Raw genomic sequence first — 22,805 nt, 5'->3', positions numbered from 1 at the left:
TTTTAATTGTTGGTATGGTATTCCAAGTCTTCAGTGTGGCTACCATTATAAAAATTAGTCAAGATGGATTCCATTTCCTCTTTGCCTGAAGTGATGTCCCCAATTTTCTCCCAAAGTCCTTCATTTAAAATTGGACGTAGCGGCTGTTGTTGTTTGGTAATGGTCCCAAAAACTTTCTTGATCTTGTTGTCCCACACCTTATAGTATTTCAACAAATCGTCAGGATAGACCACTTTTCGGCGCGTGCCCTCATCTACGGCCCTGAATGGAATGGGAATGTTGAGGTAGCCATAATCGTCAGTGAGTTGTTCCCCGGGCTGAATGTCGCGGATGGCAATCTCAAAATCGTAGGCGGTGGTCAAACAGTTGGAATTGAAACTGTGGTTCACGTACCGGCCGTTGTCCCAACAGAGGATGTAATTGCCCTTGTTGTTGCGGAAGGTGTAGGTGTCCAAAATGTTTTGGTAAATAGGGGCCATTTGTTGCAGTTCCAATGGGGTGAACTCACGGTCCAATTCGTCGAGTACCCAGGTAATGGTACCTGCGGGAATGAACTTGGTGGCCACAACGCCATACCCAATTTCGTTGCTGATAAAGCGTAATTCTGTATCTGGATGAATCATTTTATACGTAATGAATTTTCGAATGAAGGTATAAAATTGTTCGATCCGTTGGTGGGAATTTTAGAGGGTGGAAAATGAACTAAAAAAGGAGTGTCATGGTCTCACTCTCCACTCAATCGCTTTAGCTTGTCCAACACTTCATACACCGAAAAACTTCTGGCAAAACGGTACATTTCCTTGTCATCGGCCTTTAGAATCACGACAGGTAAGGTAAAGACCATGGACTGTCCTGTAAATTCGATTTCCTCTTCCACATCCACCACGCGAATGTCCACTTTTGGGAAGTTTTCCTGGACGGCTTCCAACAACTTTGGTTTCAAAACTTTGCAGACCCCGCAGGTTTTGCCGGTAAAATAAAGGAGTTCAATTTTGGGTGTTTCCATCAATAATCCGAATACTCCGTGGGATACAAAAACCAAATATCGGCATGGGAAACATTGTTCTCATACTTGGGCATGGCAGTAAGGGCCTTCCATTCAGGGGAATCCACAAAAGCTTCCCAGTTTTTGTCCCTGGTGGCCATATCGGCATGGGTGGTCATGTACATCAAATTGGGCATACGTGGACCAGAAAGCACTTCGCCATAGAACACGGCATTGAACTGCAAACGGTCGAATAATTTTACTTCGCCACCAGCATTGAACATGTCCACTTTGTTCCAGTAGTATTTTTCGGTAGGGGACTCGTAGCTACGCAATTCGTATATACGCTCCGATCTTGGACTGTCCAGATTGGGAACCTGCATCATGGGCATATCGGTAAAGGCCTGCATGAGGATGGACTCGATATGATCATACGGTGTATTGTCATACGGTGCATTAAGGTATGCACTTCCCGCTGCTGCATATTCGGCATCCTCGCTCAGTTTGCCCTCCAACGCCAAAAATTCCTCCATAGATTTGAAGGGAAGAAGCACATAGGTTCTTTGAACCGTGTCCTTTTCGTTGGTGCGGAATTTAAAAACGCCGACCTTATCGATGCCCTGTTTTTTTACGGCAGGGATAAAAGCGTTTTGAAGGTAATTGTCCGTAGTGGCAATTTGGTCTTCCGAACTGAAAGTGTATACCTTGAGTTGGTAAAATTCCCGTTCGTTGACAACAGTTTCGGTGGTTTCAGTGGTTTCAGGGTTGGGATTGCCGCAACTGGCTAACGCTACGGTTACCAATAATGCAAGAAGTTGGAATGTTTTCATTTGAAGTGTAGTTTGGTTTGTGGTGTGAAGGTTAAAGATACCACTTTGTTGGCTTTTTTTTCGATAAAACCATCAATCCCAGAATGGGTCCCAGGGCCAATAGCATGTAAACGGAATTTGATGTAGTCACTTCTTTTATTCCGGTAAGTAATTGGATGCTGACAATGGTGATGGCAAAACCGATGCAGTTTACAATGGTGAGTGCGGTCCCTTTTATTTCGGGTTGGGCATTTTGGGCCACTAAAGTGGAAAACAAGGGAGAGTCGGCGATGACCACCATGCCCCAAAAGAGCAGGAATGCCACAAAAAGAATGGCTTCGCTTTGGGCAAAAACCAAGGGAGAAACCAAACAACAGCCACAAGAAAGCATCAATGCCAAAAAGGCAACCCTTTTAGTGCCCAAAGTTTGGGCCAAATACCCTCCCAGCACACAGGCCAACCCTCCCGTTGCAATGATGAGGAAGGATAACAAGGGTATGTTGAAGGCAACATCAGGATGGATGGTGCTGTAGGTTTTTAGCATCACGGGAACAAAGGCCCAAAAGGCGTACAGTTCCCACATGTGGCCAAAGTACCCGAAAGCCGCGGAGCGGAAATTACGATTTCGGAACACTTGTAGAAAAGCGGATAAATAGATTTTTTGACCTGGTTTTCGGTATGGACCATCGGGGACCAGACTTGCCATCAAAACACCGCCCAATACCGCCAAAGAAGACGTGCCGATCAATACATATTTCCATGGAAATGCCGTGGTCATGTCTTTTAATAAATGGGGAAAGGCAGTGCCCACCACCAAGGCGCCGACCAAATAGCCCAACGATTTACCAAGACCTTTTTCAAAGTAATCGGCGGCAATTTTCATGCCTACGGGATAGATCCCGGCAAGGAAAAAACCCGTAAAAAACCGAAAAGTGAGTATGCTGCCCAAACTATTGCCTTTCCAAATGGTGCCCAAATTGAAAATGGCGCCCAATATGGCACAGCATAAAAACACTTTGGAGGGAGAGAACCGGTCTGCAATGGACAACACGGCAAAGATCAAAGTACCCAATATAAAACCGAATTGCACCGCAGAGGTTAAATGGCCCAAGGCACTTTCGGCCAAACCAAAATTTGCGATGAGGTCATGCATGACCCCATTCCCGGCAAACCAAAGCGAAGTACAGCAAAACTGCGATACCACAATAATGGGAAGTATGGTTTTGGAGGGTTTCATTTTAGGTGTGGTTGGGTTTTATAATTTTTCAGGATTATAAAAATTCAATTTTCAAGCTATGGATTTTATCTTTTTCAAAACTTTCTTTCCCTCTAATTTTAGACCCAATAGTGCTGCACCGGAATTATGAGTCCAAGGGTGTTCCAATAAATTCCATTGTATCTCTTTTTTGCCAAATTTAAGGACAATCATATCAGAGCTAAACAGTTTCTTTTGAGAAGAGGCAACCATGAAGTTTTTATTATCATTTTCAATTTGCCAATTGTACTCTATGAATATTTCTCTTGCAAGTCTTTTGAATTCTTCTAAATCTTGATTTAGACTTAATTTTTTGAAATTCAATCTCTTGGATTGCCACCAATAGGTCAAAATTCCAACTATTAACACAGGAATGCCAACCCTCAAAAAATTATCTGCTTTTATAGAGGTGGTATCTCGTAGATAAAATGAGCAGCCAAAAATCCCTTGAAAAATAAGAGCTATTGGAAGTCCAAAATATGTTAACCATTCGTGTGATCCTATTTTGTAATAAACTTTGGTAGATTTTATCTGCTCTTTTAACATCTATAAGTAATAGCAATTAGTTTAATAAAGACTACGCAATGCTGAAAAATATATGTATAGATACAACGAATCCGAGGCAGTATTTTTTACCTTATCAAATGCATCGGTCGTTTTCAGTAGAATTTTCTTTAATTCCTTTCCCGAACTACTAGTATCGATATCAATTAATACCCGAACAGCATGTTGGCTTTCCCTGTAATCATAAAAGGCTGAAACCTCTTGATTCCCGAAAGTATTTTGCATCACAGTGTCCAAATCTGAAAGATTATATCTTTTGTCGGTGATGACAGAATCCATAGTGATGGTCATCAATTCGGTTAACTTGACATGCGTAGGAATAAATGGAACTATTCTTTTAATATTGGAATCATTTTCAATTTCAAAAAAAGGCACGTTTTTCCGGTAATCAATATCTGGTGTCATTAAAAATATGTCCCAAAAGCTTAAGCTTGTGGTGTCCAAATCAATAGGGGTTAGTACAGATTTGTCATCAAAATGTTCTTTTGATGGGGTAATAAGATACTTTTCGAGGCTTCGCATCTGGTTTGCAGCAAACCAAAACTAGCAGTCCCAATATGTAAATTACATTTTTCAAGTGCAAGCCCAAAGCCTAATAAGATTAATGACTATGTACTAATCATGCAAATAACCTATCAATGCGCCTCCAACCAATTTTCGCCCACGCCTACTTCCACCTCCAACGGTACCGCTAGGGTATAGGCATGTTCCATTTCGGTCTTGATGAGTTTTTTCATGTCCTCCAGTTCCGGTTTATAGCAATCGAACACCAATTCATCGTGTACCTGCAACAACATTTTGGTCTTGTATTTTCCTTCGGAAAGTTTGTTGTGGATGTTGATCATGGCAATCTTGATGATGTCCGCCGCACTTCCCTGAATGGGGGCGTTCACCGCGTTGCGTTCCGCCGCCCCACGCACCACTTGGTTGCCCGCGTTGATGTCCTTTAAATACCTTCTTCGGCCCAAAACCGTTTGTACATAGCCATGCTCGCGGGCAAAATCTATCTGCTCACTGATGTAATTGCGCAACTTCGGATAGGTCTTGTAATAGGTATCGATGAGTTCCTTGGCCTCGGTGCGACTCAAATCCGTTTGGTTGCTCAACCCAAAGGCTGATACCCCATAAATGATCCCGAAGTTCACCGTTTTGGCATTGCTACGCTGTTCGCGGGTCACTTGGTCAATCGGCACATTGAATACTTTAGATGCCGTGGACGCGTGGATGTCCTCCCCATTTTTGAAGGCGGAGATCATAGTGTCCTCTTCACTCAAGGCCGCAATGATGCGCAATTCTATCTGGGAGTAATCCGCAGAAAGCAACAGGTAGTTTTCATCCCTTGGGATAAAGGCCTTGCGCACCTGTCTTCCCCGCTCCGTGCGGATGGGGATGTTCTGCAAGTTGGGGTTGTTACTGCTCAAACGGCCTGTGGCAGCCACCGTTTGCATATAATCCGTATGCACCCTGCCGCTGTGTTTTTGCACCTCGTTGGGTAGGGCATCCACATAGGTACTCTTCAATTTGCTGAGTCCGCGGTAGTCCAACACATTTTGGATGATCTCGTGGTCCTTGGCGAGGTAGGAAAGCACATCCTCCGCGGTGGAATATTGGCCCGTTTTTGTCTTTTTGGGCTTGTCCACCAACTTTAATTTTTCAAATAAAATATCGCCCAACTGCTTTGGGGATGCAATGTTGAATTCCTCACCCGCCTGTTCGTAAATCTTCTTCTCCAAATCCTGAATGTCGGTATCCAATTGTTTGGAAAGGTCTTTCAGATAATCTTCATCCAGATTGATGCCTTCCCGTTCCATATCTGCCAACACTCGGAGCAAAGGCACTTCTATATCTGTAAACAATGTATCGGTTTCGGTTTCTTTCAATTCGGGGGCAAAATGTTGCGCCAATTGAAAAGTGACATCGGCATCTTCTACCGCATATTCGGTCTGTTTGTCCAACGGAACCTGGCGCATGTTCAATTGGTTCTTGCCCTTTTTACCGATCAGTTCGGTGATGGAAATAGGGGTGTAGTTGAGATAAGTCTCCGAAAGCACGTCCATGTTGTGGCGCATGTCGGGGTTGATGAGATAATGGGCCAACATGGTATCGAACAGCTTACCCTTCACTTCCACGCCGTAGTTCTGCATTACCTTGATGTCGTATTTCAGGTTCTGGCCAATTTTCTCGATGGTTTCCGATTCGAAGAAAGGGCGCAAATTTTCAATCAGGGGCATGGCATCGTTTTTCCCTTCGGGAAAAGGCACGTAAAATCCTTTGCCTGCTGCCCAACTGAAGGCAATGCCCACCAATTCCGCTTCCAACGGATTGATGGAAGTGGTTTCCGTATCAAAACAAACGGAAGTTTGCTTCATCAGGTTTTGCAAAAAGAGGTCCATGGCCATTCCGCCTTGCACGGATTGATAAGAATGGGGCACATCTGCGATGGTCTTGCGGCTGTTCACATCCTTGATGGTGGCCGCGGCTTCCGCGGGGTCTCCACCAAAAAGGGTAAACTGCCCGCTTCCGGCTACCTTGGCCTCTTGTTTGGCTGTTTCGGTGCTGGTCACCGGGGCTCCTGGTTCCACTTCCCCAGAGAATAACTTGATGAACTGTTCCTTCAACCGTCGGAATTCCAGTTCTTCAAAGATTTTTTGCACTTCTTCGGCATCAGGCGGACACATTTCGTAATCCTCGGCGTGGAATTGCACGTCGCAGTCCGTTTTGATCTCGGCCAATTTTCGGGATAGCCTTCCTAATTCGGCGCTTTCTTCCACCTTCTCCTTCATCTTGCCTTTCAACTTGTCCGTATTGGCCAACAATCCCTCCAGCGAACCAAAATCCTCCAGGAACTTTTTCGCGGTCTTGTCACCCACACCGGGAAGGCCGGGAATGTTATCACTGGCATCACCCATCATCCCCAAATAATCGATCACCTGTTCGGGACGTTGCACACCAAAGCGCTTTTGCACTTCTGGGATACCCCAAATTTCGATACCGTTGCCCATTCGGGCGGGGCGGTACATGAAGATGTTTTCACTGACCAACTGCCCAAAATCCTTATCGGGGGTAACCATGAATACTTTGTATCCCTCTTTTTCGGCCTGCTTGGCCAAGGTGCCGATGAGGTCGTCCGCTTCATAACCGGGCAGTTCCACCACGGGAATCTTCATGGCCTTTAAAATTTGTTGAATGTAGGGGACGGCAATCCGGATAGCGTCCGGGGTTTCATCCCGATTGGCTTTATAGTCCTCAAACAGCTCGGTGCGTTCCACACTGCCTCCTTTATCGAAGGCCACGGCCAAATGGTCGGGCTGTTCACGCTTGATCACATCCAAAAGGGAGTTCATGAACCCCATGATGGCGGAAGTATCCATCCCTTTGGAATTGATCCTCGGGTTTTTGATGAGGGCGTAATATCCACGGAAAATAAGGGCGTAGGCATCGAGTAAAAAGAGTCGTTTTTGTTCGGACATAGTATTCTAGTATCAATGTTCAATAAACAATTTGCAAAAAAATGGTGGGGGATTAAAAGTACGAATTGATGTTGGAAAGCAACAAGAAACAAGGGTCAAGATTCAGGAGTCAAGTATCAAGATATCTTGGCTCTTTGGTCTAAAAGCGAAGCGTTCCAATGTCTAACAGCGCAGCGGTCTTGGTTCTAACTATAAAAGCTCTTCACTTCCCTGTTTACATGGCCTTTTTCACTGTATTCGCGATAGGTGAACCCGGGATGCACACAATACCCGCCCGTTTCCCCATTCTTGTTGATGGCCAGGAACCCAATCTGGAAATCCTTTCGGCCTTCGTTTTTCTTCATGATGCGTTTTACGCCTTCCTCACAGGCCTCTTGTGGACTTTTGCCTTGGCGCATTAACTCCACGATCAAAAAGCTGCCCACGGTACGGATGACTTCCTCGCCCACGCCTGTAGCGGTTGCCCCACCCACTTCGTTGTCCACATACAATCCTGCCCCGATGATAGGGGAATCGCCCACACGGCCACCCACTTTGTAGGCCATGCCACTGGTGGTGCAGGCCCCGGATAGGTCGCCGTTTGCATCAATGGCCAACATACCGATGGTGTCATGGTTTTCAATGTTGATGGTGGTCTCGTATTTGGAGGTATTCAACCATTCCTCGTATTGTTTTCGGGTGCTTTCGGTAAACAGGTCCTCTTTCTTGAAGCCTTGTTCATAAGCGAATTTCTCGGCCCCTTTTCCTGCCAAAATAATGTGTGGGGTTTCTTCCATCACCTTTCTGGCCACGGAAACGGGATGCACAATATTTTGCAAATACACCACGGAACCACAATTGCCATCCTTGTCCATGATGCAGGCATCGAGGGTCACGTTGCCATCACGGTCGGGTCTGCCACCTTTGCCCACGGTCTCGTTGGTCACATCGGCTTCTTCCACCATCACACCCTGTTCCACGGCATCCAAGGAGGTTCCGCCGGACTTTAATACTTCCCAGGCTTTGTCCGTGGCATTTAAAAAGTTCCAGGTACAGACCACTATGGGTTTTATGGGGTCGACCGGGGTTGTGGCCACAGCCGGGGTTTCTACAGGTTTGTTTTCGGTGTTACAGGCGGTTATGGCCGATGCGGAAACCAAGCCTGCAGCGGTAAGGCTCGAATTTTTAAGGAAATTGCGTCGTTTCATGCAGGGGATGTTTACTTTTAAGGAGGTTAAATATAGCAATATGCTCGTAGAAGTTTGTGCCAATTCTTTGGAATCCGCCATAAATGCTCAAGAGGCCGGGGCGCACCGAATCGAACTCTGTTTCGAACTTGGAGTGGGGGGCATTACCCCTTCCATGGGACTCATTCGTTTGGTCAAGGAACGGTTGTCGATTCCCGTACATGTTTTGTTGCGTCCACGAAGTGGACATTTCACCTATTCCGATACCGAATTCGAGGTGATGAAGGCCGATATTTTGGCTTGCAAGGAACTAGGGGTTGACGGGATGGTATCCGGGATTTTGAAAGAAGATTTTTCGGTGGATGAGGAACGGACCAAGGCATTGGTGGAACTTTCCCAACCGATGCATTTTACGTTCCACCGCGCTTTTGATTGGGTGACCCAACCCATGGAAAGTTTGAAGGTTTTGGAGGAAATCGGTGTGGATACGGTTTTGACCTCAGGACAATTCCCATCTGCGGAGCAAGGACTTCAGCTTTTGGAAGCTTGGCAAAAACATACCAGCATGACCATCATGGCCGGGGGAGGAGTTTCGCCTAGCAACGCCTTATTGTTCAAGGAGATAGGGCTTCGTGTCATTCATTGTTCAGGAACTTCCTTTGGAAACACTATTGAGCTTCAGGGGAAGATCAGCATGAATTCCACCAAACATTTGGTAGAGAATACCTTTGCTTCCACCAATGTGGAAACCGTCAGAAAGATTGTCCAAGCCGTTAAATAATACTAAAAAGCCCTAGATTCTAGTTGATTACCATAATTTTGCAAAAAAGATTGTATGTCTCGATTTATAATCCTCGCTATCCTTTATGTGGTGTTGGCCACCTATGGGTTTCAGGCATTCCGGACCTTGTTCAAAAGTCCCTTGTTGCACTGGACCTATATCGTGTTGTTTTTGGCGGCACTCATTTTCTTGACCGTCAAGGTGATCACCTATGTGCCCGGAGATGGGTTTAAAGGATCGGCAGCTGTGGCCGGTGGTATCTTTGCCGCCTTCTTTTTGATGGCCTTGGTGTTGGGATTTTTCCTTTTGTTGGAAGATATTGTTCGTTTGGTTGGATTCGGTTATAATAAAGTTGTAGGCATGTCCAATGCCGATGCAAGCCATTTCCCTTCCCGAAGAAAATTTATCAGCGGGTTGGCCCTTGGTTTGGCCTCTTTGCCATTCGGTGCCATGTTGTATGGTATGTACCGTGGTAAATACAACTATCAGGTATTGAAATACGAATTGGAATTTGACGACCTGCCCGATGCTTTCCATAATTATCAGATTACCCAGATTTCGGATGTGCACAGCGGTAGTTTTGACGACTACAACAAGGTTTCCTATGGGGTGGATTTAATCAATAATCAAAAGAGTGACGTGATTTTCTTCACAGGTGATATTGTGAACAACCGATCGGAAGAACTTGAACCCTGGAAAGAGGTTTTTGCCCGTTTGGATGCCAAGGATGGGGTATTCTCCATTTTGGGCAACCATGATTATGGGGATTATGCCTCTTGGGATACCGAAGAAGCCAAGGCGCAGAATTTGGAAGACCTCAAAGAGATGCAGAAGGATATGGGCTTTGACCTTATCTTGAACTCCAACCGCTATTTGGAAAAAGATGGCCAAAAAATTGCCTTGCTAGGAGTTGAAAACTGGGGCCGCGGAGGCTTTAAAAAAGCTGGCGACCTGCAAAAGGCGAAAGAGGGTATTGCCCATGACGACTTTAAAATATTATTGAGCCATGATCCTTCCCATTGGGAAGACGTGGTGCTCGATGACGACTACCATTTCCATCTGACCTTGAGCGGACACACCCACGGCATGCAATTTGGTGTGGAGATTCCGGGTTGGGTAAAATGGAGTCCTGCCAAATGGCGCTACAAATATTGGGCCGGCATTTACAAAGAATTGGGCCAGTTCATCAATGTGAACCGAGGGTTTGGATTTATCGGCTACCCTGGCCGATTTGGTATCTGGCCCGAAATCTCTGTGATCACCCTTAAGAAAAAGGGATTAGTATGAGTAAGGTGCCTGTATTCTTATTTTCTATTCTCCTAATGGTTTCCTGTGGGAAACCTGTTAAGAAATATGAAGATTATGATGAAGATGACTTTACTGAGGTACAAGGGATTGTTATTAAAGTCGACAGAAATTATTCTTATTTAAAAGAAGATATCAGGAATGTTTATTATATCTATAACTTAGGAAAAGAACGACCTGATATTGGTTATGAACTGAATTGCCCTTTCTTGCCAATGGAAGGAGAACCTGCAATTATTCTAGTAAATAGAAATGAAAAAGATGTGACTTTTATGGCTCGGTCTGGAATAATAGATGAAGAGGAAGAGGTTCTGCTACAATATCTTGAAAAATGTGACCAGATGGGTGGAGGTTATTACGGGCTTGATGAACAAAAATTAAACAAGTAAAAGCCCCATAACGGGGCTTTTCTCTAATAGATTATCGAACCCAATGTTCTGCCAAATAGTTGTTTTTAGCTTCCCTGAGCTAGTGTTCTAGTTGGATATCGAAGGGACTTATTTTAACTGTTTTGACAGTTGAAACTGCAGCGGCTATTTGAGCCAATTAAAGACATCTTGCATGAAATCCTGGCATTGGTAATCGTCAACCCCTTGCCAGCTGGTCATGTATAGGGCGGTCATGGCATCCCCCATGACAACCAATTTGCCGCCTTTCATGGTTTTCGCATAAGCTCCAAAGGAATAGGCCTTGCCCAGTTCATCCCCATAACAAAATGGGGTCCCACCCAATACTTTTCTGGCTTCGTGATAGGAAATTTTTAAGGGTTTGCCGGTAACCTCACTTTTGATGGTGTGTCCTCCGGGCAGTTTGTCGGGTATGGCATCCCCATATTGGATTCCGTATGGAGCAATGATGTCATTCACGTTGGTGTCGTTCAGGGAAGACCAATAATCACTATCCATGATGAGGAACAAGCCTCCACCTCCATCGATAAAACGATGGATGGCCCTTACCTCGTTTTCAGTGTATTGTTCCTTGGGGATATGGATGAACAGGATATCCGTGTTGGCAAGAAGGTCGTCATTGAGTTCGCCGTAGGCATAATCAACCTGTGCATGGACATTGTTGGCCGTCTTCATCAACTCTTCGGACATCATATAGACCCTACCGATTTTTTCATTTTCCATGCTCATGGATTTTGGGTCGTTCCAGAACACTGGGTTATGTCCTACGTCCATCAAAATATGGGTAAGGGAATTCATTTTGTTTTCTTTTATGGAGATGTTCTTGAACCAGCCTTCGCTGCTTTCCCCGACCCATAGACCAATTTTTCCATGGCCACTCAGATTGATCTGTTCCACAACAAGCGATGGGGTCATGGAATGGTTCACATACACCTTCACTTCTGGGTAGTTGATGTTAAGGGTAACATGAAACCAATCATTCGGCTGCGGAGCAGGGGAGATGGTATTCTCGTATTTTCCAGGATGCTCTTCCCGTAATTTTTTCCAGTCCAAATGAGGCATGGCAATGTATTGCATCATATGGTCCTGTTTTTTGGGGTCATTAAAATTGAAGGGCCTAAAATAGACGGCATCAAAGATGGAATCGTTTTTTCCATTGAACGCCAAGCCAACAAAACTTCCCTGCGTTTTGTCTTTCCCTTTGATGTCCAGTTCAATGGTCCCGTTATGGAAATCGGAACCCTTCAACCATAGAACCCCATCACCGGGGCGATCATCTAAATGGATGACACCCATGTCGAAGGAGACGTCTCGGTTCTGTACCTCCCAGCTATCGGGATCGGTCAATTTCTTGTTCGATTGCCCCATCATAGTAAAGGACAGAAATAACATAATTGCCCATGTAGGGCTAAAAGAAAATTGCTTCATTTTGTTTTCTGATTTGATTCAACACCAAAACTACGGTCCGTAAAAACCACGAAGGGTAGCAAAAGTGGTTTAATCCTCGGTCAAAAGTCGGTCACGAGTTAATTTCCTTATCATTTTCAGCTTTTATTGATATCTTGACTTGTCAAATGGAGAACATCGAAAATGACCATATTGCCCTGTGCAAAAAATTGCTGGAAGAGAAGTTTTCTTTCGGCAACGGGCACGGTTATACCCAAAAGGACCTGGAGCAACTTTCTTCCTATATTGAAGAACATACGGGGTACTACATCAGTCTTTCCACCTTAAAAAGGGTATGGAAAGGAGGGTACAAGACCCAACCGCAATTGGCAACTTTGAACGCACTTGTACAGGTTTTGGGGTATAAAAACTGGCAGGACTTCAAGCTTCAAAACAGAAAACCGATCGCTACGGAGGATAAGAACCCACCCAGGAGCAAAACGCCACTTTATGTGGCTGCAGGCATTGTGGTGGTCCTAGTGGTGGTTTTGGCATTTTCCTTTGGAAAAAGTGGGGCCAGTACCGTAAAGATTGATGGCCCCGTTACGTTTACTGCTAATAAAACGGTGGACAAAGGTGTTCCGAATACCTTTATCTTCAACTATGATTTGAGCCACGTGCAGGCCGATAGCTTTTTTATCCAACAATCTTGGAATGCTTTTCGGCGTGAAAGAATTGACCCTAAAAAATCTGTTTATACCTCTACCTATTATGAGAGCGGCTATCATAGGGCCAAATTGATTGCCAATGGCGACGTAATTGCCACCCAACCGGTGCATATCATCAGTGACGGTTGGGAGCCACACGTATATTATACAGAGGCGGATGACCGTTACATCGATTTTAAAGGGGAATCCTTTATAGCGGATAGTATGTTGCACTTGCCTATGGAGCTGCTTAAAAAAAGGGGTGTGGATACATCCCGCCATTTCATGTCCCGAATTTCACATAGTGATGAGTATGGGGTTTCCTCCGATAACTTTACCTTTCGGACGAGGTTGAGATCAGACCATGCCCTAGATTCCAATTGTCCTTGGATGAATGTGATCCTTGTCACCACAGAGAATATTTTCTCGGTAGGGATGGTCGGAAAAGGATGTGAGACCGGTGCCAGTTATAAGTTGGGCGAAATTTATAGATCAGGGAAGGATAACAACCTCTCCAAATTGGGGATCGATCTTTATGAGTGGAACGATTTGGAAATACGGGTCAAGGATAAAAAAGCCACCATTTTTATAAATGGAGAGGAAACCTATAGTGAGTTTTTTAAAGAGGATTTGGGCAATATTATGGGGCTTGCCTACATATTCGAGGGAACAGGTTCCATTAAGTCCGTTCAACTTAAAAATGACGAAGGAGAAATCTCTTTTGAGGATGATTTTGGAGCCAAACCATAATTTCAATACTCAAGAAATATAAAAAGCCCCTTTTAAGGGGCTCTTTCTTCTAGAATTATGGAACCTACACTACCAAGCCAAGTTGTAGGTGTTCCCACTGCCCATGGTTAGTGTTGCAGTCTGGTTTCCGGTGAATACCAAGGTGCCGGAATAATCGTATATATTTCCATTGGAAGCCTTGCCTACGAAGCTGGCGTAAACTGTTCCCGAGGCCACGTTATAATTGGCCTTCAAGATGGTAAGATTTGTAGTGGTGAATTCCATAGTACTGGTGAACGAGTTGATGCTGCTCACATTCGACTCTTGGGATCCTGAAACGGTGAACGTTTCATTTACCACGTAGCTGGATTCGGCATCATCCAAGTTTTGGATGTTGATACTCGCACTGGTACTGGCTTCCGAAGATATCCTTGGGCCATCATAGCTAGAGGTTCCAGTAAGGTCAAAATCGGCTGCAGAAGGAATAATCCCCGTTCCACAGTCAATGATCCAGCTCCAGGTTAAGCTGGCGCTATAGGTAACATTGGCGGACTGACCGGAAATGTTGTAAGAAGAACCATATTCCACACCACATTCGTAATCCTCGGCTTTGTTAGAAGCGGAGTTGTCTTCCTCCATGGTGTAAATGGCCTGATTGGTCTGTTCCACCATTCCTCCGGATTCTGGGGATACGGCCATGGCGATGGCTTCGGCAGCTTCTTCCTCAGTAATGGAAGTTTCGGTGCCATCATTGGAGTCATCATCATCGCTACAAGAAGTGATGGATAGCGTCAAAATGGCCAATCCAAGCAAAATAAGGTTGTTTCTTTTCATTGTTGTTTTGGGTAAGATTAGATGTTTCATGATTTTTAAAGGTTTAAGATTAATTTTCTTTTTGTTGTTATTTTTTGGCTAAACTACTTATGTCCTTAGGGTCAGGGAGACAGAAAAAAGGCGAACCTGCCAATTCTGGGGGTGAGCCTGTTGTTATCCCTTGTAGTCCATTTTTCCTTTGAAGTAATCCACAAACCCCTTGAAGACCAACACAAACGGATTGTTGCTGATAAAGCCTGTGGTTACACCATAAGTGGCCTTAATGGTTTCAGGTTGATAAGTGCCGAACCATCGGTCCCATATCATAAATACGCCCCCGAAGTTTTTGTCGATATATTGCTCATTGGATCCATGGTGTACCCGATGCGCCGACGGAGTGGCCAGTATACCTTCTATAAAACCCAACTTGCCCACGGCTTCGGTATGGAGAAAGAACTGATAGAGCAGGTTGAGCCCAAACGAAGCTGCAATAAACTCAAACGGCAAGCCAATTAGTATGAGGGGGGCTACCACAAAAGGGGTAAGCAGGGCACTGAGCCAATTCAATCTATAGGATACCGTTAGGTTCATGAACAGACTGGAATGATGCACCAAGTGGAACGCCCACAACAATTTTATTTTGTGCGATAGCCTGTGGTACCAGTAGTATACAAAGTCCACGGCCACAAAACTGATCAGGAACACCAATGGGGTACTCTTCAAATGGAACAATGAAAACTGGGACAGGTAGCCCATAATCGTGTATTGAAATCCAAAAAAGAGGACCTTCGATAATTGAAACCCGATAAAAATGGCCAAATTGGCCAACGTATCCTTGGTATTGTACGCCTTTTTGTCCTTGCGCCAACTCCAAATGATCTCCACTACCACCAAAGCCAATAAGAACAAGAATACAATACCCCCAAATCCAGCGCGAAAATTGTTGTCCATGATTTCTTTTTGGGGCTAAGTTGGTTCGAAATATAAAGCTGTGTGGGAGCAAAGTAGGTGAGGCTGAAAATGTTAGCGTTGAAATTTCCTTTAAGGTCGGTTAACAAATTGGCATTTTGGTTCAACCTTTAATTTTGCAGGCTTGCCCCCCGAATACCCTCTTTGAAGGAATTTTTCATGGCCAATCCTATAGGATTGGAAATATTTTTGGAGCAAAACAACAATCATGAAAAGACTTTTTGCAACCACATTTTTATTGCTGTTGCTTTCCGCATGTTCTAGCGATTCGGAAGATTTCAATGGGGATGAAACCCAATACCAAACCATTTATAGGATACCCGTTGTGGTGCACATAGTGCATAACGGGGAAGCTGTTGGATCAGGCGCGAACATCAGTTATGCCCAAATCCAATCGCAAATTGAAGTACTCAATGAGGATTTTAGAAGGAGGATTGGAAGCAATGGGTTCAACGAAAATGAAGCCGGTGCAGATACCTTGATCGAGTTTTTTCTGGCCACCGAAGACCCGAACGGTAGCGCTTTGGAAGAACCTGGGATTGATCGTGTGGACGGGGGGCGTTCCGAATGGCCAAAGGGTTTTTTGAGGAACCCGATTGAAACCAGTTTGAAACCGTTCACCATTTGGGATCCGGAAAAGTATTTCAACATTTGGACCGTAAATTTTGGCGGATTTGCCAGTAGGGATTTGTTGGGTTATGCCCAGTTTCCGGATGAGTCCGGTCTGCCAGGGTTGAATGTGGATAATGGACCCGACAATACAGATGGCATCGTGATCGGGTATAAATATTTTGGCTCCAGCGAAAAGGGCAATTTTCCCGATATGATCGCTCCATACGATTTGGGGAGAACCACCACACATGAAGTAGGGCATTGGCTGGGCTTGAGACATATTTGGGGTGATGGGGACTGTACCTATGATGACTATTGTCTCGATACACCTTTATCGGCCGAACCCAGTTATGGTTGCCCGGTGGATAAAATCACCTGCACCGAATTGGAAATGATCGAAAATTATATGGACTATACGGATGATGGTTGCATGAATGTCTTCACTCTAGATCAAATGGATCGCATGCATACCGTGTTGGAAACCTGTCCAAGGAGGAAAGAACTCGTGGTGTTGGCGCAAGAACCGTTGTATTGATTATTCATCCAACCATTTCTTGAATTCAGGGGCTTTGGCCTTGCTTACAATGATTTTTTCATGGGGTCTGGGTTCCACATTGATGATCAATCTGCCGTTGAAGTAAAAATCAATGTCCTTTACTGCCCAACGTTGCACTATAAATTGGCGGTTGGCCCTATAAAATAGTTTTGGTGAAATCTCGGCCAATATTTTGTCCAATGTGGAGTCAATGATGTATTTTTTTCCATCCGAAGTATGGGCATAGACCACTTCCTGTTCGGTAAAGAACCAATGGATTTTTTCCACGGGTAGGGGGATCAATTTATTTTGGAAGTGTACCAAGTAAGCCTCCCGATAAGATTTGTTCTCATTGATCTGGAGGTAGTTCAACAATTCTTGGATCTTGTCGTTGCCGGTTGATTTAATGCCCCGAGTATCCCTGAATTTCTGGAGGGCATTGGCCACTTCATCCCTTTCAAACGGTTTTAGGATATAGTCCAACCCATTTACTTTAAAGGCCTCCAATGCGTAATGATCATAGGCGGTAATGAATATGACAGGGACGGAGGGCTTTATGATCTTGAAGATGTCGAACGAGAGTCCATCCGTTAATCGAATGTCCATAAAAAGTAAATCACAGGCATCCATGTTTTTCTGCAGCCAATCCACGGAACTTTTTACACTGTCCATTTTGTTCAACACCTGGATTTCCGGATTCAGCTCTTTAAGGGTAAACTCCAGATTTCTGGCAATGGCTGGTTCGTCTTCAATAATGGCGATGTTTATGGACATGTGACTAGGGAATTAAGGGAAGTTTTACGGTAAAATGATCTTCTGTTTTTTCAATCTCAATGGAATGGCCCATCAAGATGTTATAGCGTTCGTTCAAGTTCAACAGGCCAATTCCTGTTGAAGGTTCTTTGTACACGGCTTCATTAAGGGTGTTCCTAAAAAGCAGAGCCCCATTTTCCTGAAAAATATCGATACGCAGAGGAATCTCCTTCGAAACATAGTTGTGCTTTACTGCATTTTCCAACAAGGGTTGCAAGGACATGTGGGGCAATCGGATGCCTTGGGTCCTTGGGACATCGATATGCACCTGAAGGGCCTCCTCGAATCTCATTTTCAACAATTGGATGTTCGAGTCCAACAATTCCAACTCTTTGTCCAGACCAATCAATTGCTCTTGGTGGTTGCCAAGGGAATATCGGAACACCTTGGAAAGGTGGGTGATATAATCTTGGGCCTTTTGCGGATTTTCCCTGACCAAAGCCGAAAGACTGCTCAGGGCATTGAACAAAAAATGAGGGTTGATCTGGGCCTTTAGGTTTTTGATCTCCGCATCAAAATAGGCCGTTTTCAATTGCTCGTTCTCCTGTTCCTTTCGTTTTTGGATCCTGTTGAGCAAAACGATCTTGACCAAAATGGCAATCAATCCCAAACTGGTAACCAACCTAAAAAAGTACCCCAAACGAAAGAGCCTTACATTGGTCACATTCTGGAAAAACAACTTTTGGGAGGCGGAACCAATGGCCAAAAGCACGGCGAAAAATACGGCGTTGGAAAGAAGGTTCTTCACTAGGTGTTTGTTACCCTTCTCCCCATTCCAATTGAGCCAGGCCAAATTGAGGTAGCCAAAGAAAATACAGAAACCGAATTGGAACAGGGTCTGGTAGGCCAGTTCAGGTGCGTTAAATACCCAAGGCAGGCCAATGTTCCTTGCTTCACCCGGCAATAGCACAAACAGTCTGTGGACGTTCAAGGCAATGGCCACTAAAACAGAGGTCAACAACAATACCCTTTTTTCGGTCTTGATCATTTTCATTTTTTAAAAGTACAAAGGCTTCCCCAATCCACAACAGTTGACCGGGAAAGCCTGGGATTAAGAATGAAAAAGTTGCTTTTTATGATTTGCTCTTTTGCTTGAAACGATCTTTGAGTGCGCTTCGGTTTTCCTTCTGGAGTTCCTTAAAAGCTTCAAATTCGTCTTCGCTCAAAAGCGCTTTCATTTCTTCGTTTTTACTGTCCTGGATTGCTTTTAGCTCTTTGAACTTGGACATTCTGGAGCCTTCGCTCTCTTGGGTGGCCTTGATCTTTTCGTAGTACTTGTCGCTGATTTCGATAAAGGCTTCTTTCTTTTCACCGGTCAATTGTAGGGTCTCGATTTGTTTTTCCAAGATCTCGGTGTACTTCTCGTCTTCCTGTGAGAAACCAAGTGCGAAAGAGAACAGCATAATTGCCAATAGTATTTTTTTCATGATGTGTGTTTTAAATTTGAAGCAATGTTAGGGCGTATCCCAACAATCGGGATGGCCAAAAAGGGTGAAACGGAAAAACGGGAGGGTTAAGCTTTCTCGATGGGGGATGAATTTTTATCCGCGGTTCAGAACGGGTAAACCCAGGGCATTTTTTTATAATGAAGGTTTAACGTGAATTTAACTAAGGTCAATACCGTAAAGCGTTCACTTAATGTTAAACTTTAACATTTTTTCTTACTTTTGACTACAAACCTATAGAATACATGTCCAAGTTTGGTGAACTCATAGATTTAAAGGTCCCTGTGTTGTTGGACTTTTATGCAGAATGGAACGAGCAATCCACGTCCATGCACCCCGTATTACGCGATGTAGCTGCTGCTCTCGGCGATAAGGGAAAAGTGATAAAAATTGATGTGGACAAAAACAAGGAACTTTCCCAAGCCCTTCGTATAAAAGGGCTCCCCACACTGATGATCTATAAAAAAGGAGAGATGGTCTGGCGGCAGAGCGGTGAACAGGACGCCAACACGTTGATAGGCATCTTAAACGAATATATTTAATAAAAAAAGCGAGGTTTTCACCTCGCTTTTTTTATTAGTTCTGTTCTTGAGGCACAACCGAATCCCCCATGGCCCCAATGGTGTCCAATGGAATGGAATCTTCCAGATCCGGATCAATGGGTGAAGGCTCCTCCAGTAGTTCTTCTTCCCCGTCATCCACAAATTGGGAGAACTTGTCTATGTACTCATTGAATATGACCGTTTCGGATTCGGCAAATTCCCTGTCCTTGTTGTCGATAAGGATATCGATGTTCCTTCTGTAGGCCTGCATGTCGGATAGGATGTCGTCGATCTTCTCATATTGCTCATCCAACGGAATGCTGGAATAGTACTCCAAATGTTCCTGATAGATTTTTTTAAGCTTGCCGTACAATTCCCTGGCCTTTTCGGTCTCACCTACCTTGTAGTAGCCATCCACGAAGGGTTCCACAAAGGCATAGAAATAATAGTGCTCTACGGGCATGTTGGTCATGGCAATGTCGATGACGTCCTTGGCCTTGTCTATTTTGTTCTCTTCGATCAAGGTTTCCATCAACCTGGCCAAATTGCTTCGGAATGAAAGCCCTTGGGAACGGGTCTGTGGATCATGGTAGATGTTATCACTTCCGGAATTGCCCCAATCCCAATTTTTCACAATGTCATACATGAGGTCGGAATCGATACGGCCCATTTCAAACGAATTCTTGTTCGGGGTCTTGATGGGCACCAGTTTGTATACGAGGCCATCCAATTGTAGATAGTCCTTCATCCAAATGTATTCCGAGCTATCAAAACTTCCACCGGAAAAATAAATAGGTCGCTTCCAGTCGTTATTGGCGATGACATCCAGCATCAATATCCTGTTCTTTGGTAAGGCACTTTGTGGAAGGTCAATGTCGATATAGTCCACAATCAATGCAGAATCTTTTTCTTTTACAAGTCCACTTTCGATGACGTTCTGTTTGTTCACCGGAATGCGGATCTTGTTGGTGGGGTAGTATACAATATCCAAGGTACTTTCGGGATATTGCTCTAGGTCCATGCCACGTTTCTCCAATACAAACCCGAATTTGGTCTCGGGATTATCGCTTCCGATCCAGCCCACAAAATCGTTGATGGACCATCTGCTTTCCGAAATCGGTTTTCTGAAAACATCATCCGCTTTGGTAGAATAGACGGCATCCCGGGTTCCGTATCGATACTTATCGTGTGTTAACTGCGAAGGAATCGGGTCACTTTCATACGCCTTACGTTTCATTTGGTCTATATACCAATCCGTGGCGAATAGACTAGTATTTACGATGCGGACATCGGTTCTGTAGTTCTCGATCTCTTGGGCATACCAAAGTGGGAAGGTATCGTTGTCGCCAATGGTGAACAAGATGGCCCCGGCATCTTCCTGACAGGAATCCAGATAGGCCTTTGCGGTGGAGGGAGCTGTATACTTGCCGGAACGGTCATGATCGTCCCAGTTTTGGAACGCCATCAAAAAAGGAACCGCCAACAAACATATAGTGGTAATGGCCGGTGCCGCAATCTTGGCAGGAATCAGTTTTTTGAACTCTTCATACAATCCGTATACCCCAAGACCTATCCATATGCAGAATACATAGAAAGATCCTACCAATGAATAATCCCTTTCACGGGGCTGGAAGATATATGGGTTGGTGTAGAATTGAATGGCCAATCCCGTGAACATAAAGAACACAAAGAGGGCCCAAAATTGTTTGGGGTTCTTCGAAATTTGAAAAACGATGCCCAAGATGCCTAAAATCAGAGGCAGGAAGAAGTAGGTGTTACGTCCTTTATTGTTCTTCCAATCGCTGGGAAGATTCTTTTGACTACCCAATCGCAGGCTATCAATAAAACCGACACCACTGAGCCAGTTACCATTTTCATCGTACTTGCCTTGGATGTCGTTCTGCTTCCCTACGAAGTTCCACATGAAGTAGCGCATGTACATATACCCAAACTGAAAATCGAACATATATTGGATGTTCTGCCATAACGTTGGGGGCTCCACTTCAATATATTCCCCGAATTCCCGTAAAAAGCGGATGTATTGTTCGGAGTCCAGTTCACCTTTGGTGTAGGCGGCCTTAAACTGGTTCACCGCATCCCTAAGATCATTGTTGGAAATGTATTCGGATTTGATCCTGAAATTGAGTACCCCAAAGTATTTCATGTAGTTCTCGGCATGTTGGTCGCTCCACATTCGGGGTAAAAGGCCCACATGCTTTGGGTTAGGGCCTGGCACTGCGCCTTTGTAATGATTGACGATTACATATTTGCCCAACTTCAGGTCTTTTTCATATTTGGGGCTGTCATCCCTGTCTTCACCGGATGGGGCAAAGGCATCGGAATAATAAGCACCGTAAATGGGACTGTCCACCCCAGGATATTGCTCCCTGTTGTAGTAGGCCAAAAGGGCCCTTGCATCCGCGGGGTTGTTCTCGTTCACCACGGTCTTGGCGTTGGCCCTGATCGGAAGCATCATCCATGAAGAAAACCCAAGGATGAGGAACATTAAACACATGATGATGAGGTTGCCCGAGTAAAACTTGTGTTTTCGGGTATAGCGCAACCCAAAATAGAAGGCGGCCACAAAAAGCAATCCCATGATAATGGTCCCTGAATTGAAGGGAAGGCCAATTTCGTTGATGAAGAAAACCTCGCTCCAACCGAACAATTTCAATACATAGGTGAGCGAAAATTTGTAGACCAATATCAAGATGACCACTACGATCAAATTCGCCAAAAGAAAATTCTTGACGGTGGTGGTCCTGTATCTTTTAAAATAATAAAGCAGGCCAACGGTAGGGATGGCCAAAAAGCCCATAAACTGGATCCCGAAGGTAAGTCCCACCAAAAAGCAGATAAGCAACAACCAACGGTGGCCTCTTGGGTCGTCCAGATTATCTACCCATTTCAATCCCAGCCAGAGCAAAAGAGCCATAATCAAACTGGCCATGGCATATACCTCGGTTTCCACGGCGTTAAACCAAAAACTGTCTGAAAAGGTGAAGGCCAATGCACCCACAAGCCCACTTCCCAAAACGGCTATGGCCTTGTTGTTGGACAATGGCTTATCGGAATTGATGAGTTTTTGTGTCAAATTGGTAATGGACCAAAAAGTAAACAGTACGGCAAAAGCACTGGATACGATGGAAACCGCATTGACCATGAGAGCAATCTTGGTTTCGTCCCCAAAGGCAAAAATGGAAAAAAAGGCACCAATCATCTGAAGGAGCGGAGCGCCCGGTGGGTGACCAACCTGTAGCTTGGCGGCGGTGGAAATATATTCCCCGGCATCCCAAAAACTTCCTGTGGGTTCAACGGTCAGGGCATAAACAGCAAAGGCGATTGCGAAGGAAATCCACCCGACGATGGTATCCCATTTTTTGAAGTCTTTTGCAAACATAAGAGTTGGTTGTTAACCGAGTTGGGGCGAATTTAGTAAATATAGCAGAGAAGGGCGGTCATTTTTCGAAAACCTTTAACATGGATAGGAGAGAAAATTAGCATCTATTCTT

21 protein-coding genes are annotated in these 22,805 nt (G+C 44.6%); 6 read left to right on the top strand and 15 right to left on the bottom strand.

The features are described 5' to 3' along the window. Window positions 1-2 precede the first annotated feature (2 nt). The 8 genes from D2V05_RS15640 to D2V05_RS15605 form a co-directional block, all read right to left on the bottom strand. Window positions 3-623 carry an SET domain-containing protein gene (locus tag D2V05_RS15640; protein ID WP_119648509.1) on the bottom strand — a complete coding sequence of 207 codons (621 nt, stop codon included), beginning with the start codon at window positions 621-623 and terminating at the stop codon, window positions 3-5. Between the two features lie 101 nt (window positions 624-724). Beyond that, window positions 725-1,006, bottom strand: coding sequence for a thioredoxin family protein (locus D2V05_RS15635; RefSeq protein ID WP_119648508.1), 282 nt, complete (start codon window positions 1,004-1,006; stop codon window positions 725-727). Beyond that, complete coding sequence (locus D2V05_RS15630) at window positions 1,006-1,815, bottom strand: NIPSNAP family protein (protein WP_119648507.1); 810 nt, start codon at window positions 1,813-1,815, stop codon at window positions 1,006-1,008. Before D2V05_RS15630 ends, D2V05_RS15635 begins: the two co-directional genes overlap by 1 nt. Before the next feature lie 31 nt (window positions 1,816-1,846). Beyond that, complete coding sequence (locus D2V05_RS15625) at window positions 1,847-3,031, bottom strand: MFS transporter (RefSeq protein WP_119648506.1); 1,185 nt, start codon at window positions 3,029-3,031, stop codon at window positions 1,847-1,849. Between the two features lie 51 nt (window positions 3,032-3,082). Then, the gene (locus tag D2V05_RS15620; protein ID WP_119648505.1) at window positions 3,083-3,595 is read right to left on the bottom strand and encodes a hypothetical protein; all 513 of its coding nucleotides are present in this window, start codon (window positions 3,593-3,595) and stop codon (window positions 3,083-3,085) included. 21 nt (window positions 3,596-3,616) lie between these two features. Further along, complete coding sequence (locus tag D2V05_RS15615; RefSeq protein WP_119648504.1) at window positions 3,617-4,135, bottom strand: hypothetical protein; 519 nt, start codon at window positions 4,133-4,135, stop codon at window positions 3,617-3,619. 113 nt (window positions 4,136-4,248) lie between these two features. After that, a complete protein-coding gene (polA, locus tag D2V05_RS15610) occupies window positions 4,249-7,083 on the bottom strand; it encodes a DNA polymerase I (RefSeq protein ID WP_119648503.1) in 2,835 nt (944 codons plus the stop codon). Window positions 7,084-7,268: 185 nt separating this feature from the next. Further along, a complete protein-coding gene (locus D2V05_RS15605; RefSeq protein ID WP_119648502.1) occupies window positions 7,269-8,270 on the bottom strand; it encodes an isoaspartyl peptidase/L-asparaginase family protein in 1,002 nt (333 codons plus the stop codon). Between the two features lie 40 nt (window positions 8,271-8,310). Here D2V05_RS15605 and D2V05_RS15600 point away from each other — a divergent pair, with 40 nt between their 5' ends. The 3 genes from D2V05_RS15600 to D2V05_RS15590 are packed head-to-tail and all read left to right on the top strand — an operon-like array spanning window position 8,311 to window position 10,724. Next, complete coding sequence (locus D2V05_RS15600) at window positions 8,311-9,030, top strand: copper homeostasis protein CutC (protein ID WP_119648625.1); 720 nt, start codon at window positions 8,311-8,313, stop codon at window positions 9,028-9,030. A gap of 54 nt (window positions 9,031-9,084) precedes the next feature. Beyond that, window positions 9,085-10,317: a metallophosphoesterase gene (locus D2V05_RS15595; protein ID WP_119648501.1), complete on the top strand. Its 1,233-nt coding sequence runs from the start codon at window positions 9,085-9,087 to the stop codon at window positions 10,315-10,317. Further along, window positions 10,314-10,724: a hypothetical protein gene (locus D2V05_RS15590; RefSeq protein WP_119648500.1), complete on the top strand. Its 411-nt coding sequence runs from the start codon at window positions 10,314-10,316 to the stop codon at window positions 10,722-10,724. Before D2V05_RS15595 ends, D2V05_RS15590 begins: the two co-directional genes overlap by 4 nt. A gap of 144 nt (window positions 10,725-10,868) precedes the next feature. Here D2V05_RS15590 and D2V05_RS15585 read toward each other — a convergent pair whose 3' ends face one another. Continuing rightward, window positions 10,869-12,170: a 3-keto-alpha-glucoside-1,2-lyase-like domain-containing protein gene (locus D2V05_RS15585; RefSeq protein WP_119648499.1), complete on the bottom strand. Its 1,302-nt coding sequence runs from the start codon at window positions 12,168-12,170 to the stop codon at window positions 10,869-10,871. A gap of 146 nt (window positions 12,171-12,316) precedes the next feature. Between D2V05_RS15585 and D2V05_RS15580 the strand changes: the two genes are divergently transcribed. Then, a complete protein-coding gene (locus D2V05_RS15580; RefSeq protein ID WP_119648498.1) occupies window positions 12,317-13,585 on the top strand; it encodes a LamG domain-containing protein in 1,269 nt (422 codons plus the stop codon). A 69-nt stretch (window positions 13,586-13,654) separates the two neighbouring features. Here the strand turns inward: D2V05_RS15580 and D2V05_RS15575 are convergent, their stop codons facing one another. Together D2V05_RS15575 and D2V05_RS15570 are read right to left on the bottom strand one after the other, a co-directional pair. Beyond that, window positions 13,655-14,398, bottom strand: coding sequence for a hypothetical protein (locus D2V05_RS15575; RefSeq protein ID WP_147378296.1), 744 nt, complete (start codon window positions 14,396-14,398; stop codon window positions 13,655-13,657). 153 nt (window positions 14,399-14,551) lie between these two features. Beyond that, window positions 14,552-15,328: a sterol desaturase family protein gene (locus D2V05_RS15570; RefSeq protein ID WP_119638571.1), complete on the bottom strand. Its 777-nt coding sequence runs from the start codon at window positions 15,326-15,328 to the stop codon at window positions 14,552-14,554. A 226-nt stretch (window positions 15,329-15,554) separates the two neighbouring features. Between D2V05_RS15570 and D2V05_RS15565 the strand changes: the two genes are divergently transcribed. Next, on the top strand, window positions 15,555-16,493 hold the full coding sequence (locus D2V05_RS15565) for a zinc metalloprotease (RefSeq protein WP_119648496.1): 939 nt from the start codon (window positions 15,555-15,557) through the stop codon (window positions 16,491-16,493). Here D2V05_RS15565 and D2V05_RS15560 read toward each other — a convergent pair whose 3' ends face one another. The 3 genes from D2V05_RS15560 to D2V05_RS15550 form a co-directional block, all read right to left on the bottom strand. Then, window positions 16,494-17,267: a LytR/AlgR family response regulator transcription factor gene (locus D2V05_RS15560; RefSeq protein WP_119648495.1), complete on the bottom strand. Its 774-nt coding sequence runs from the start codon at window positions 17,265-17,267 to the stop codon at window positions 16,494-16,496. 4 nt (window positions 17,268-17,271) lie between these two features. Further along, entirely contained in the window at window positions 17,272-18,294 is a 1,023-nt protein-coding gene (locus tag D2V05_RS15555) for a sensor histidine kinase (RefSeq protein ID WP_183114852.1), read from the bottom strand. A gap of 85 nt (window positions 18,295-18,379) precedes the next feature. Then, complete coding sequence (locus D2V05_RS15550) at window positions 18,380-18,733, bottom strand: hypothetical protein (RefSeq protein WP_119648493.1); 354 nt, start codon at window positions 18,731-18,733, stop codon at window positions 18,380-18,382. A gap of 263 nt (window positions 18,734-18,996) precedes the next feature. On the opposite strand from D2V05_RS15550, the gene D2V05_RS15545 reads away from it, so the two are divergent. After that, window positions 18,997-19,293, top strand: coding sequence for a thioredoxin family protein (locus D2V05_RS15545; RefSeq protein WP_036382448.1), 297 nt, complete (start codon window positions 18,997-18,999; stop codon window positions 19,291-19,293). 34 nt (window positions 19,294-19,327) lie between these two features. On the opposite strand, the gene D2V05_RS15540 is transcribed toward D2V05_RS15545, so the two are convergent. Beyond that, entirely contained in the window at window positions 19,328-22,693 is a 3,366-nt protein-coding gene (locus D2V05_RS15540) for a glycosyltransferase family 117 protein (RefSeq protein WP_119648492.1), read from the bottom strand. Between the last annotated feature and the right edge of the window lie 112 nt (window positions 22,694-22,805).

This window comes from Flagellimonas pelagia, assembly GCF_003584135.1.
Lineage (GTDB): Bacteria > Bacteroidota > Bacteroidia > Flavobacteriales > Flavobacteriaceae > Flagellimonas > Flagellimonas pelagia.
The sequence above is the reverse complement of the archived record's forward strand: the minus strand, read 5'-3'. Positions and strand labels throughout refer to the sequence as shown.